General features: G+C 34.6%; 18 protein-coding genes. 11 read left to right on the top strand and 7 right to left on the bottom strand.

Annotation, left to right across the window (positions count from 1 at the left end; translation table 11 throughout):
• Positions 1-2: 2 nt before the first annotated feature.
• From C6989_RS07525 to C6989_RS07535, 3 genes are all read right to left on the bottom strand, one after another.
• Entirely contained in the window at positions 3-938 is a 936-nt protein-coding gene (locus tag C6989_RS07525; protein ID WP_182126810.1) for a calcium/sodium antiporter, read from the bottom strand.
• A gap of 114 nt (positions 939-1,052) precedes the next feature.
• Positions 1,053-1,427 (bottom strand): DUF6659 family protein, encoded by a 375-nt coding sequence (locus C6989_RS07530; RefSeq protein WP_148703650.1) that lies wholly within the window; start codon positions 1,425-1,427, stop codon positions 1,053-1,055.
• A 14-nt stretch (positions 1,428-1,441) separates the two neighbouring features.
• Positions 1,442-2,752, bottom strand: coding sequence for an ammonium transporter (locus C6989_RS07535; protein WP_148703651.1), 1,311 nt, complete (start codon positions 2,750-2,752; stop codon positions 1,442-1,444).
• A gap of 116 nt (positions 2,753-2,868) precedes the next feature.
• Between C6989_RS07535 and C6989_RS07540 the strand changes: the two genes are divergently transcribed.
• Entirely contained in the window at positions 2,869-3,201 is a 333-nt protein-coding gene (locus tag C6989_RS07540; RefSeq protein ID WP_148703652.1) for a P-II family nitrogen regulator, read from the top strand.
• 6 nt (positions 3,202-3,207) lie between these two features.
• Positions 3,208-3,336 (top strand): hypothetical protein, encoded by a 129-nt coding sequence (locus tag C6989_RS10255; RefSeq protein WP_255464666.1) that lies wholly within the window; start codon positions 3,208-3,210, stop codon positions 3,334-3,336.
• A gap of 95 nt (positions 3,337-3,431) precedes the next feature.
• Here the strand turns inward: C6989_RS10255 and C6989_RS07545 are convergent, their stop codons facing one another.
• Positions 3,432-4,013 (bottom strand): P-II family nitrogen regulator, encoded by a 582-nt coding sequence (locus tag C6989_RS07545; protein WP_148703653.1) that lies wholly within the window; start codon positions 4,011-4,013, stop codon positions 3,432-3,434.
• Positions 4,014-4,198: 185 nt separating this feature from the next.
• Here C6989_RS07545 and C6989_RS07550 point away from each other — a divergent pair, with 185 nt between their 5' ends.
• Positions 4,199-4,546, top strand: a complete 348-nt coding sequence (locus tag C6989_RS07550; RefSeq protein ID WP_148703654.1) for a helix-turn-helix domain-containing protein — start codon at positions 4,199-4,201, stop codon at positions 4,544-4,546.
• 85 nt (positions 4,547-4,631) lie between these two features.
• On the opposite strand, the gene C6989_RS07555 is transcribed toward C6989_RS07550, so the two are convergent.
• The 3 genes from C6989_RS07555 to C6989_RS07565 all read right to left on the bottom strand — a co-directional run bounded on the left by C6989_RS07555 (position 4,632) and on the right by C6989_RS07565 (position 6,467).
• Positions 4,632-6,005: a pyridoxal phosphate-dependent aminotransferase gene (locus C6989_RS07555; RefSeq protein ID WP_148703655.1), complete on the bottom strand. Its 1,374-nt coding sequence runs from the start codon at positions 6,003-6,005 to the stop codon at positions 4,632-4,634.
• Positions 6,006-6,089: 84 nt separating this feature from the next.
• Positions 6,090-6,248 (bottom strand): hypothetical protein, encoded by a 159-nt coding sequence (locus C6989_RS07560; protein ID WP_160272900.1) that lies wholly within the window; start codon positions 6,246-6,248, stop codon positions 6,090-6,092.
• A 3-nt stretch (positions 6,249-6,251) separates the two neighbouring features.
• The gene (locus C6989_RS07565; protein WP_148703656.1) at positions 6,252-6,467 is read right to left on the bottom strand and encodes a hypothetical protein; all 216 of its coding nucleotides are present in this window, start codon (positions 6,465-6,467) and stop codon (positions 6,252-6,254) included.
• 142 nt (positions 6,468-6,609) lie between these two features.
• Between C6989_RS07565 and C6989_RS07570 the strand changes: the two genes are divergently transcribed.
• From C6989_RS07570 to C6989_RS07605, 8 genes are all read left to right on the top strand, one after another.
• On the top strand, positions 6,610-6,795 hold the full coding sequence (locus C6989_RS07570; RefSeq protein WP_148703657.1) for a hypothetical protein: 186 nt from the start codon (positions 6,610-6,612) through the stop codon (positions 6,793-6,795).
• Positions 6,796-7,149: 354 nt separating this feature from the next.
• Positions 7,150-7,875, top strand: a complete 726-nt coding sequence (locus tag C6989_RS07575) for a proteasome assembly chaperone family protein (RefSeq protein WP_148703658.1) — start codon at positions 7,150-7,152, stop codon at positions 7,873-7,875.
• A 49-nt stretch (positions 7,876-7,924) separates the two neighbouring features.
• Positions 7,925-8,947, top strand: coding sequence for a phosphoribosylformylglycinamidine cyclo-ligase (purM, locus tag C6989_RS07580; RefSeq protein WP_148703659.1), 1,023 nt, complete (start codon positions 7,925-7,927; stop codon positions 8,945-8,947).
• Between the two features lie 74 nt (positions 8,948-9,021).
• Entirely contained in the window at positions 9,022-10,272 is a 1,251-nt protein-coding gene (locus tag C6989_RS07585) for a cation:proton antiporter (protein WP_148703660.1), read from the top strand.
• Positions 10,273-10,318: 46 nt separating this feature from the next.
• A complete protein-coding gene (locus C6989_RS07590; RefSeq protein WP_182126811.1) occupies positions 10,319-10,540 on the top strand; it encodes a hypothetical protein in 222 nt (73 codons plus the stop codon).
• A 56-nt stretch (positions 10,541-10,596) separates the two neighbouring features.
• Entirely contained in the window at positions 10,597-12,186 is a 1,590-nt protein-coding gene (locus C6989_RS07595) for an elongator complex protein 3 (protein ID WP_182126812.1), read from the top strand.
• Between the two features lie 3 nt (positions 12,187-12,189).
• Positions 12,190-13,779: a lysine--tRNA ligase gene (gene lysS, locus C6989_RS07600; RefSeq protein WP_182126813.1), complete on the top strand. Its 1,590-nt coding sequence runs from the start codon at positions 12,190-12,192 to the stop codon at positions 13,777-13,779.
• Between the two features lie 2 nt (positions 13,780-13,781).
• Positions 13,782-13,982: a hypothetical protein gene (locus C6989_RS07605; RefSeq protein ID WP_182126814.1), complete on the top strand. Its 201-nt coding sequence runs from the start codon at positions 13,782-13,784 to the stop codon at positions 13,980-13,982.
• Positions 13,983-14,001 lie beyond the last annotated feature (19 nt).

A 14,001-nucleotide genomic window follows, 5' to 3' on the forward strand; every position in this document is an offset into this window, starting at 1 on the left:
CATTATTTGAAAAAAGTCAACAAAAGATATGCCACATATCCTATTGCCAAACCTACGCCCACGACTCTATTAATCACGCCTGTTTTAAGACCAATTAGTAGTGCTAGACTAAACAATATCATAATTGCATAGTCAATGTAAACATCAGCTGAAATTATTACACCGCCAAGTGCAGCACCGACTCCCATTATCATTAAGATGTTGTAGATGTTGCTTCCTATGATGTTACCAACACCAATATCCCCATGTCCCTTTTTAATTGCAATAACTGATGTGATCAATTCTGGAAGAGATGTTCCAATTGCAATTATAGTTAAACCAATAATTTTTTCAGATAACCCAAATTCTTTAGCAAGAATTACTGCATTATCAACTGTTAGAATCGCACCAATATACAAAAGACCAATACCAAGTCCAATCAGACCAATTGATTTTAGAAAGACATTTTCTTTTCCTTGAGGAAGTTCATCTTTGTTTTTTTGACGCTGTTTCATTGCATCCTTTAGAGTATAATATCCAAACACACCCAACCCAACAAGCAAAAGTATTCCATCATAATTAGATAGTTCACCATCAATTGAAATTAAAACAAGTAAGATAGAAACTCCCAACATGATTGGAATTTCTTTTCGAAGTAATGATTTTTGAATTACAATTGGAGCAAGGATTGCTGCAACTCCAATTACCATTCCAACATTTGCAATATTACTTCCAACAACATTTCCCAAAATGATTGCGCTGTGCTCACCTGCAGCTGCTACACTTGCTGCAAGTTCTGGCGTGGAAGTACCATACGCTACAATAGTCATTCCAATAACAAGATTGCTGATGCGGAATTTTCTAGCAATAGCAACGCCACCACTAACTAGCCAATTACCACCAAAGCACAGCATTACCAATCCTACAAGAGTAAGAACTGCACTGATTACGATTTCCACAAGAAACTTTCAGTTTATGATGGTTTAAAGTGAGACATTTACTATAATTTTACAATTCAAGCAATTCAAGCTATTCTAAATTCAAAGTTTAGGCTCAAATTATGACCTAAACGATTATTCGGATTCTTTTAGGGAATCAAGTTTAGTACTTGCTGTATCAATAATTTTCAAATAGTCTGCTCTAGGTTCAGTGCTTATTAGAAATAACTCATTTGAATTTATTGGAATGGTAATCATTGTTACTTTTTCATATTCTGTAATAGAGGATTTTTCATGACCTATCTTATAAGCCAGATTTGTATACAAATCCCGTTTTTGTAAAGCATAGTGAATAGACATTTTCACCTCATCACCAACCAGCAATTTTTCAACTTCATCTTTTTGCCCCCCTGCAATCAATTCGCCTTTATTATTTGCCACACCAGCAAATCGTACCTGAGGATCTAAATCAAGAATTTCTTTGGATAAAACATCATAATTAATTGCCAAAGAATACACCAAATCTACTTCTTTTTCTTTCTAAAGATTTCATCTTTTTCTTGTAATTCATCAGTGTACGTATCCATATCCAGCATGAATTCCTCTTCATCTGAATACGCAGATTCAGCATGTTCGCTGATATCAAGACCGACATCTTCAACTTCAGGTGAAACTCTAATTCCAATCAAATGCTTAATTATTTGCATCAGTATCCAAGTTCCTCCAAATCCTATTGCTGCTGCAACACCAACGCCTACTGCTTGAATCCATAGTTGATCAGGATTTCCAAATAGCAATCCATCCACGCCACCAGGGTTAATCATAGTACTTGCAAAGATACCAATTGCAAGAGAACCTACAATGCCTGCAACACCGTGAACTGAGCTGACATCAAGTGCATCATCAATGCGTAACTTCTCTTTGAATAACACTACACCAGAGTAAGAGATAACACCGATTGCAATTCCAATTACAAAGGCATGTTCAGCACTAACAAATCCAGATGCAGGTGTAATTCCAGCAAGACCAGCAATTGCACCATTAATTGTAGCAACAACAGAAGGTTTTCCTGTTCTTACCCATGAAAGTCCACCCCAAATCAGGGCTGAAACTGAAGAAGCCATATGTGTTACAATAACAGTATTTCCTGCAACACCGCCAGATGCTGCAAGTGCACTTCCTGCATTAAATCCAAACCAACCAAGCCACAACAAAGAAGAACCTAAGACTGCAAGTGGAATACTATGAGGAATCATAATAGCAGGACCGTAATTCCTTCTCTTTCCAAGAACTAGTGCAGCAGCTAAGGCTGCCATACCAACACTTGTGTGAATCACAATACCTCCGGCAAAGTCTACAACTCCTAGTTGAGATAACCAACCGCCACCCCATACCCAGTGTACAAGTGGATAGTAGATGAGCATAGACCATGCTGCAATAAATATGATAAATGAGCTGAACTTCATTCTTTCAGCAATTGTTCCTGTAAGAAGTAATGGAGTAATACATGCAAACATCAATTGGAATTTTACAAACAGCACTCCCGGAATTGTTGGTGCATAATCAAGTGGAGCGTCTGAGGGTATACCCTTTAGGAATACCCAATCCATGTTTCCTACAAGACCAGTATCAGATGGACCAAATGATAAACTAAAACCAAAGACAAACCACATTACACTCAAAAGTGCCAAACCGAAAAATATTTGCATGAAAATTGAAGCGGCATTTTTCTTTCTTAGTAAACCAGATTCAAAAAGACCCAATGCAGGGATCATAAGCAATACAAGACTTCCAGCTACGAGCATCCACGCGGTATCACCAGAGTCAAGTACCATTAAAAAAAAGACTCGTTTTTAATTAATAACAATATCTAAATTTGATTGTCAAATGATAATCATTTGGTCTACAAAATCAGAAATTATATTTATCAAGTTGAAACTATAGTTATCAAATGCTCAAAATACAAGCCATTCTTGGCGAAAATGACGTCATGGCAATAAGTGAAGCACTAAAAGTAGTTGGAATAGGTGGCCTTACTGTAACCAAAGTTAGAGGCAGGGGAAAGAGACCAGGTCCTGAAATTCACGCATCAAAAGGAAGTGAGATTTTTGTTCCACAATTTAATGACAAGTATTTTATCGAGGCGATCATACCAGAGTCAAAAGAGGACGAAGTGGTAAACATCATCAAAGAAAATGGCAGAGTGGGAAAGATTTTTGTTTCACAAGTATTGCGTGCAATAGACATTGCAACAGGTGAAGAAGGCGAATCAACAATAATGTGATGTGGTATGAATTTTCGTAAAAGTAAATTATTCCAAAGGGAAAAAATGCAACCAATTAAACCAAAAGATTATCCAAAAGTTGCAGCCATAGTAGGAATAATTGTTATACCACCAATACTTTTGTTGTTCATATGAAAGTCTCTAAAATTACTATTGCAAAATTAATAATGGCCGCAGTTGGTCTAACTTTAGTTGGATTGTGGTTATTTTCAGATTATATTTTCTAAAAATTAAAAATCTCCAAAATTGTTTTCATAAACAATTGTAGGATTTTTGAGTTGTTTTTCTAGTGCAGGTAAGGATTTCATTATACAATAATTTACAAAATCACTAAATGATTTTATTCTATAATCAGTTCGAAGTGTTTCTTTATTTTCCTCATAGATTACTTGGAGTTTATGTAAAGTAAATTTCTGTAATGGGACAAACCTACTTCGTTTTGGCAAAGGTCTTGATGCCACATTTTCTTCAAAAGTAATTTCAAGATCTTGTTTACCATCAATAGTTTCCATGTCAACAACTTCTTCCATTTCAGAGACAAAGATTTTTCCTCCATGTGTTGCAGACAAACCAGAATTTTTTGAAATCATCTCAACAATTTTTCGTGCATCTTTATCTGGAACAACAGTTTCAATTTTTGCAAGTGGTATAGATTTTAGGCCAGTTGAACCAACACGTGAGCCTTTTGATTCATCATAGATGTTACTGTCTTCGAGATTTCGTTTATCAATAATGTAAGTGCCAACCATATTCAAATGAGTTTTAATCGTAGGAAAATTTTTTCTTTTGATTACAGCTTCTATCTTCTTCACAAGTAATTTTCAAAAAAAGGGGCTATTTATGAGAATAGGCAGTTATCAGCAATAAATTCAGATCGAATTTAGACTTTAGATCTAAAATTAGAAAATATAGGCACGAAAGAGTGTAAAAAATCAGCTAGAAAGTTCAACAAAGCTCAAGTTAAAGACTAATAAGGTAATGTACCATACTGTACAGTATGATGAGAGCAAGACTAACATATGTACCACTAGAAGTGGCAGAACAATTCGAAGATTTCATAATCAAAAGAGATGAAGAAATTCTTGGAGCAGTAAAAGCAAGAACTAGAGATTACAGCACGTTATCTCTATTGAAATTATTGTATCAGTTAAGAGGAAACCCAATGACATTTTCGGAACTGTATTCAAAATCAAAGATCAGAATGAAAAAGTCATTTCTGAACTATCTTCACTTATGTGTAGATTACAACTTTATCAAAAAAGAGGCAGTTGGATCAAACATGATCTATACAATAACTGACAAGGGACATACAATGCTAGGTCTCTTTATGCAGAAAAATAATTGACATGTAAATTCTCTGCATCATACCAAAGATATGTTTCGACAATTAGATGAAAATATCTAATTTTGTAAACATCTCGTATGACAGGTTAAATTGCATTAGAGTTTTTTTCTTTATGTGTAAATTTTACAATTGATTTTGTTTTTACATCTTTTAGAAAACGCTCAATCATATCAAGTCCCTTTACAATTCTTGGTGCATTTTGATGAACAAATTCAAGTCTGGCAGATGCCGTAGATGGTTTTTTGGCAATCCAATTTTTCATTGCATTGTTTCCATCATAATCTACAAAAGCAATTCTAGCACTAAAATCAGTTCTTTCTAAAACAAGACTGTCCCCACCAACTAATGCAGTATGATAAGGGTGATCCAACAACGCAATAGAAAATTCTTGTGAGGTCTTGATGTTGTTTGCAGCAAAATCATCAGCATAATAATTAAAATTTGCAAGCAAATAGAAAGTTGCCTCAGGTTTTGTAGTGACTACGCCTTCAATTTCATTTAATCGATTGTACGTATACTCACCCATGATTTTATGCAGTTCACGAGTGACTTTGAAATAGTCATCCATCTCAACGCTATTTTCAAATCCTGCAATGGCAGCATGTTGGATAGGAGTAGAAGTTGCAGTATATTCAGTGGCAAGGATTTTTTTGAATTGCTCTCTGAAATTAACCACATGTTGAGGAAACAATACATAGCCAATCCTATATCCGCCTGCAGCGTGGGATTTGGATAATCCGTTCGTAACAAATGTGCCTTCTGGATAAATTTGCAACATGCTTACAAATTGACTAAAATCATAAGTAGTCATGGCATAAATCTCATCAGAAATTACAGTAATTTTTTGTTGTCGACACACATCAGCTATTTCTTCTAACTCTAGTTGTGAGTAAAATAATCCTGTAGGATTATTTGGATTGTTTAAGATCAAAATTTTTTGCCTATCATGCAATCTTAGTGCAAGATGTTTCAGTTTGTTTGGAGATATTTTTCCGTCTTTATTTACAGGTAACATGTGATAATTTTTTCTAAGAAATCTGATTTGTGGCAGATATCCCAACCAAGCAGGAGTAGGAAGAATTACGGTTCCATGTAAAAGTTCCAATAAATTAAAAATTAGTTCTTTAGTTCCAGGCCCGACAATAATTCGCTTAGGATCAACGTTAATGTGAAAATAATGTTTGTTGTATTTGGAAATTGCATTTTTTAATTCTGTAATTCCAGAGACAGGAGCATAAGTTCCTTTATCCGCATTTTTTACTAGTGCATCAACTACAGGTTTTGGAACAGGAAAAGGAGCTTGACCAAATGCAAATCCATAGTTTCCAAAATTACATTCAGGGTGAGAACAGTCTACACTAAACTCTTGCAAAAATGTGTTTAATTTGAGATTTTCAGGCATCTCAATATCTTCAACTTGTTGATCTATTACAAATCGATTAGAGTTAGGCGACGACATTTATTTCACTAATTAATATTAAAAGGAATAATTAAACTAGATGATATTGATTTTATCATAGCAATGCCAATCCAATTATGATAATTATGTTGCTAACATAATTAATGCAACATACTGAACTTTACCATTGTCTAACATAGTTGTAGATAGCTTAATATCTTCAACTTTACGAGATTGAATGCACTCGTTGATCATCTCATCTAATTCCGATACGCTTTCAGATTGAACAATTTCTACTTTCATAAACTACCACCAATGTTTTGGATGACAATCGCAAATACATCCAGAGGTACATTTCATCCTGGTACAATCCTCGCAAAGATTACTTACCATATGATACAGACTTTTCTTTTCAGCATAAGCAGTTGACCCCCTATACGACTTTTTGTAAGATAGTGTGCCTCCAGCACTATCAGAATTTCCTTCTAATTTGAGATCACGGTATTTCCACGCATGTTTCATGAGTAATTATTGTAAATCAAGTTAATCAATTAGTTTGAAATTATCTAAAACCAGATCAGAGTAAACCAGTTGATAATATTCAGAACAAAGTCATTTCTAAATCTGCTTAATAATATTCTTGACAATTATCAATTGATAAAAAATGAATATCTACGATACAAAATCAGTTTACTGTAAAGACTGTGGAAAACCAATTGGTGAAATTGAATACGATGCCAATGTTATCCTACCAGAATGCGGACAGTGTGCGGATCCTATTCCCGAAGGAGACAAGATACTATACACTGTAAGTGCATTAAGTCAATCAAAGAAGATGATTGCAGCATGATTGAAATGATAGATTTAGGAATTTACCTAATAAGATGGTGCAAGGATACCATACAGTTCAGATTATATAAAAATTCCAATGCATTAACACACAATAGTGTATGAGGCAATCTTAGTTCCTCATACACACAAGAGCAAGGTTAGTTTTCATTTAATTTTTTGAAATGAAGGTTTTTCTTTCCGTATGATATTATCAACTAGGTTTTACCTACAAACCTTGTAACGGCAAATCTCAGATTTAATTCAGGGATTTAAACATAATGAATGACTTAGTTTACCTAGAATATGATTTAACAAAAAACATATCAAAAACAAAGTAACAAAAGTAATTAGATAGAACAAATCGACGTAAACAGTGACTAAAGAATTTCCTGAGGCTGAAGTCTTTGAGACAAAGAAAATTGAATTAAAAAGTCCCGTAATCTTTGCAGGGTTTGTAGGAGCAGGACTTGTTGGACCTGTTGCAATTAATCATATTATTGAAAAATTAAAGATGGAAGAAATTGGAGTAATGAGATCAAAATATCTTCCACCTTCAACAGTATTTATGCGAGGGAGGCTACGCCATCCGTTTAGGTTCTATTCAAACAAAGAAGGAACGGTCTGTGCCATAATTTGTGAAATAACACTACGTATGGAAGGATTGTATTCATTAGTATCATCAATTTTAGATTGGGCAGCTGAAAAAGGATCAAAGGAGATTGTAATTTTAGATGGAGTTGCAGGTGTAGAACATGATGATAAAGCATATTGTGCTGCCGAAGAGGATTTGGTAAGAACAATGGCAGATAAAGACATCAGTATGATTCCGCAAGGATTCATCACAGGTATTCCAGGAGGAATTCTAAATGAATGTCTAGTAAGAGAGATTCAAGGAATCACGCTTTTGGCCAAAGCAAATAAAATCGCTCCAGACTCAGAGGCTGCAGCCACATTAATTGAGGCACTAAACAGATTCTATGACATGAATATTGATACAAAAGACCTACAAGAAGAAAAAGATAGGATTCATTCAGAGTTTAGTGAATTATCACAAAAATACGTAGAACACAGAGAAGAAACATCTGGAATGTATATGTGATCGAAATAATAGGCAAATTCTTTTATTCATATCAAAAGGGCAACAAACTATGGTTCTAACCTACAAGAAAGCAGGAGTAGACATTTCTAAAATTAAACAGAGTCAACAAGCAATTGGAAAATTGATTTCATCAACTCACAAATTACAGAAAAAAGCAAAGATAACACACGGGTTTGGACATTATGCTGGGATTGTAGAGATTCCAGGAGGAGAACTTTTAGCTACACATACAGACGGAGTTGGAACCAAAGTTGTAATTGCAAACATGATGAAAAAATACAACACAATAGGAATAGACTGTGTTGCAATGAATGTTAATGATATAATCTGTATTGGTGCAACACCAATATCATTTGTAGACTATATTGCTGCAAACAAAAATGATGTGATAATTTTTAAAAAAATTGTAGAAGGATTAGTTGTAGGGGCAAAAAAATCTGCCATGCCAATAGTAGGAGGAGAAACTGCAATAATGCCAGATGTAATCGAAGGAAAAGGATTTGCATTTGATTTGGCAGGAATGGTTGTAGGACTAGTAGAAAAAAAACAAATGGTTCTTGGAAACAAAATAAAAGCAGGAGACGTAATTATTGGCGCAAGCAGTACTGGGATTCATTCAAACGGGTATTCACTTGCAAGAAAAGCATTACTAAAAAAATATTCAATTAAAGACAAAGTAAAAGGGGTTGGAACTATAGGAGATGCGTTGCTAAAGCCAACAGAAATTTACACAAAACCAGTTTTAGAAATGGTACAAAAATGCAAAATTAATGGTCTTGCCCACATTACAGGGGGAGCATTTACCAAGTTATTACGCCTCAAAAAGATAGGTTTTGAGATAGACAATCTACCAAAAACCCCACCAATTATGAAACTAGTAGAAGAACAAGGGGTAAAACCAGAGGAAATGTACAAGACGTTTAACATGGGAGTAGGATTCTGCGTGATTGCACCAAAAGATCAATCAACAAGAATAAAGTCAATATTCAAAAAACACAAGATCTCAAGTCAAGAGATTGGACAAATTGTTTCCAAAAAAGGAGTTTTTGTGAACTCTAAAAAAATTGCTTAATTTTACTACAGCAAAATAATTTTCAACTTGGTATCGCCTTATATTACAGATTTTTCCAGAATTATTAGATAAAAATGGCTGCAGAGGCACACTTCATTGAAACAATTATCGGAGTAGGTATACTTCTGTTTGCAGCTAAATTAATGGCAGAGCTCTTCTTGAGATTAAAACTTCCAATTGTATTAGGAGAATTGTTAGCAGGAATGATTGTAGGTCCGTTTGCATTAGGATCATTTTTTGTTCTTGATGGAAAACAACTGCTTCAGATTAGTGATGAAATCAAAATACTTGGAGAGATGGGCGCAATTGTAATTTTGTTTATGGCAGGGCTTGAGATGACACCAAAAGAATTTCTCAAAGGGGGTAAGGCGTCATTTACAGTAGGAACTTTAGGGGTAGTAGTACCGTTTTTCGCAGGTCTAGTAGTATTCCAAATGTTTGGATTTGATGCATTACAATCAATGCTAATTGCCACAGCGCTAACTGCTACAAGTATCGCAATCTCTATTCAAGTACTCAGTGAGTTTGGAAAGCTAAAAGCTCCAGAAGCTAGACTAATCATCGGTGCAGCAGTTGTAGATGATATTTTAGCAATTGCAGTATTATCAGTTGTCACATCAATTGCAGGAAGCGATGGGGGAGTAGACAATATTGACCTCATGGAAGTAACTATCACAATCTTACAAGTATTAGGATTCTTTGCAATTATGCTCATAGTAGCAGTAGTTGTAATCCCTAAAATCATTACACCAAGACTGTGGAAAGCAAAAGGTAGTGTTGAGGGAATTGCAACAGCGTCGTTCTTTGGTGCAGCTGCGCTTGCAGGCTCTATCGGACTATCACCGATTGTAGGAGCATTTGCAGTAGGTATGGCATTATCAACTACCAAGGTATTTGAAAAGGTGGAAAATTATATTGGAAAGATTGGATTAATTTTTGCGCCATTATTCTTTGCAATAATTGGAGCTCAAGTAGATCTTCGTGCAGTCGATTTGAATATTTTGATGATTAGTGGAGTAATCATTGCAGTTGCAATTGTTACAAAACTGTTGGGTTGTGGACTTCCAGCAATGTTTTTCTTGAAAAACAAGGCTCAAGGAATGAGGGTTGGAATTGGGATGATTTCAAGAGGAGAAGTAGGATTGATTGTTGCAGGAGTAGGAGTGACAGCAGGAGTCTTAACATCAGAAGTATACTCTACAATCGTAATTATGGTAGCAGTAACTACAATCATCACACCAATCTGGTTGAAGATAGAGTACAGAAAAGAACAGAAAAGTGGAAACAGCGGATCAGAGCAAAACATAGAACAAAAACACGAATAATTTCTAACAAAGTCTTAAATTCAGCAAAAATTTTTGAAAAGCAGCAATGCTAGATGATCCAAGCAGTCAATCATTCAGAGAAAACATGATTGCAGAAATAAAACGAATTCAAAATGAATTAAACGAGATAAAAACAATGAGAACTGAAATATCTGCGAAGAGAAAACCAGCTAAAAAGACTGTGAAGAGAAAACCAGCTAAAAAGACTGTGAAGAGAAAACCAGCTAAAAAGACTGTGAAATCAAAAAGAAAAACTAGGCGACGGTAGGCTCAAAATTAGCCAAATTATTTAACGAATTTATGTCCAATTTAGTGTGAGTACCTATGAGTAAGTTAGATTCAATATTTTCAAAGGCATGTAGTGAAATTACTCAAAATTTGCTAACAATTAATGAACCTAACAAAAAGCAGGTTAAAGAAGAAATTAAGAAAATTTGTGCCAAATATTCGTTAGAAAGAATTCCAAGAAATCATGAAATACTTTCCATGGCAAGTGAATCAGAATTTGACAAACTTAAAAAAGTATTACTAAAAAAACCTGCAAAAACAGCATCAGGGGTTGCCGTAGTAGCACTAATGCCAAAGCCATTTGCATGTCCACATGGAAGATGTACATATTGTCCAGGAGGTATTGAATTTAATTCGCCAAATAGCTATACAGGAAAGGAACCATCCACATTAAATGCAATTGAAAATGAGTATGATCCAAAATTACAAATAACAACAAAGATTGACAAGTTGATTGCATTTGGACATGATCCATCGAAAATGGAAATTGTAATTGTTGGAGGAACATTTCTATTTATGCCAAAAGATTATCAAGAAAATTTTATCAAATCATGTTATGATGCACTAAATGGTACAGACTCAAAAAATTTGCAAGAAGCAAAATCCAGCAATGAGCATGCATCAATTAGAAATGTAGGATTTACAATTGAGACAAAGCCAGACTATTGTAAGAAGGAACATGTTGATTGGATGTTAGATTATGGAATAACAAGAATAGAAATTGGTGTTCAATCATTACAAGAAAGAGTTTACGATATTGTTAACAGAGGACACAATTATAATGACGTGATAGAATCATTTCAAATTTCAAAGGATGCAGGATACAAAATTGTTGCACATATGATGCCAGGTTTACCATCAATGACACCAAAAGAAGACATTACAGATTTTAAGAAATTATTTTCAGATTCACAATTACGTCCAGATATGCTAAAAATTTACCCATCATTGGTTATTGAAAACACTCCAATGTACAAAGAATACAAAGATGGAAAGTACACACCGTATTCTGATGAAGACATGATCAATGTATTGACAGAGGTCAAGAAAGATATTCCAAAATGGGTAAGAATTATGCGTGTTCAAAGAGAGATTTCTCCAAATGAGATCATTGCAGGTCCTAAATCAGGCAATCTAAGGCAGATTGTACATCAAAACCTAGCAAAACAAGGCACAAAGTGCAAGTGTATTAGATGTAGGGAGGCAGGACTAAGCAAAAAATCAGAGCCAAAAGACATCAAATTAAACAGAATTAATTATGATTCATCAGGAGGCAAAGAAGTATTTTTGTCATATGAAGACAATAACGAATCAATCTATGGGTTTTTGAGATTGAGAAAGCCAAGTAATGATGCACACAGAGATGAAGTAGGGACAAATTCTTGCATCGTCAGAGAACTTCATGTTTATGGAAAGTCAGTAAAGATTGGACAAAAGGAAGAAAGTGAGATACAACACTCAGGTCTAGGGAAAAATTTGATGAAAGAGGCAGAAAGAATTTCAAAAGAAGAGTTGGACGCAAAAAAGTTATTGGTAATTAGTGCAGTTGGTACCAGAGAGTACTATCAAAAGTTAGGGTATTCGTTATATGGGCCATACATGTCCAAAATATTAAACAAGGGATAAGATATGTCAGAACAAGAAATTATCGGAAAGGGTACTTGGATTGACAAATTAGCTTCCGAATTACTTGAAAGGGAAAAATCACTTGGAAGAAATTTAGAACTTCTTAAAGTAGAAAGTGGTCTAGGAGCATCAGGAATTCCGCATATTGGAAGTTTGGGCGATGCAGTAAGAGCTTATGGAGTAAAGCTAGCTTTAGAGAATTTAGGTTACAAATCAGAATTAATTGCATATTCAGATGATCTTGACGGATTGCGAAAAATCCCAGAAGGAATGCAAGAGTTTGGTTTGGAAGAACATCTAGCAAAACCAGTATCACTCATTCCAGATCCATATGGATGCCATGATTCATACGGCATGCACATGAGCAGTATTCTTTTAGATGGACTAGACAAAGTTGGAATTAAATACAAATTTAGAAGAGCAATTGACACATACAAACAAGGATTACTAAAAAACAACATCCACACCATTTTACAAAACAGCACAAAGATCGGAGAAAAAATTTCAGAGTTAGTAGGACAAGAGAAATATCAAAAGTACCTGCCATATTTTCCAGTATGTGCAAGCTGTAATCGACTCTACACAGCAGAAGCAACAGAGTATATCGCAGATGAAAAGAAAGTCAAGTATCATTGTCATGATGCTGAAATAGGCTCAAAAATGATCAAAGGATGTGGGCATGAAGGAGAAGCAGACATTGCAAAAGATCTTGGAAAACTTGCCTGGAAGGTAGAATTTGCAGCAAGATGGTCAGCATTTGATATTAGATTTGAGGCGTATGGAAAAGACATCATGGATTCTGTTAAAGTAAATGATTGGGTAGCAGGTGAGATTTTAGATTTCCCACACCCACATCACGTAAAATATGAAATGTTCTTAGACAAAGGCGGAAAAAAGATTTCAAAATCATTAGGAAATGTGTTGACTGCACAAAGATGGTTAAAGTTTGGCAGTTCAAAATCAATTCTATTGTTACTTTACAAAAGAATCACAGGGGCTAGAGAGTTGGGATTAGAAGACATACCATCTCTGATGAATGAATACAATGAATTAGAAGACATCAATTTTGGAAGAATTAAGATAGATAATCAAGCAAAACTTGTAAAGTCAAAAGGACTCTACGAATATGTTAATCTATTAAATCCCCCAAAACAGCCAAGTACACATGTTAACTATAGACTATTAATTGAATTAGCAAAAATTTTCAAAGAAAATAGAAATGAAAGGGTGATGAAAAAGTTAATTGACTATAGGGTAATAAAAAACCCAGAACCAGAAATTGAAAAACTCATTGAACTTGCAGGAAATTACTCTGATGAGTTTGATGAACAAGAAAAAATTCAAATTGAACTAGATGGCACTGCAAAAAAAGCATTAAAAATTTTAGCAGAAACTCTTGGAGCAGAGGATGAACCAGAAGACATTCAAAATACAATTTACCAAATTGCAAAATCAAATGATGTACAACCAAAAGATTTCTTTAAAATATTATATCAGATAATTCTTGGAACCTCCAGAGGACCAAAAATTGGTCCATTTATCTCAGATATTGGAAGAAAACAAGTAGCAGAGAAACTTTTAGAGTACACGTAAAATTGGTCCATTCTGAGCATAACAGATCAAAAAACAGTGGGGGATTTGCCCTAATTATTTTGGGGGCATTATTACTAATTATTGGTCCACAAGAAGCAATTGTTCCAAAAAGTATGAGCATAGCAACATGGATTGTAGGACTAATAATTGGAGGATTAGGATTTTACCTTAAATTTTTGAGAGGCAGAGCAAAACAACAATAAAGAAAGATTCATCTTTTAG

Source organism: Nitrosopumilus sp. b2, from assembly GCF_014078535.1.
Classification (GTDB): domain Archaea; phylum Thermoproteota; class Nitrososphaeria; order Nitrososphaerales; family Nitrosopumilaceae; genus Nitrosopumilus; species Nitrosopumilus piranensis.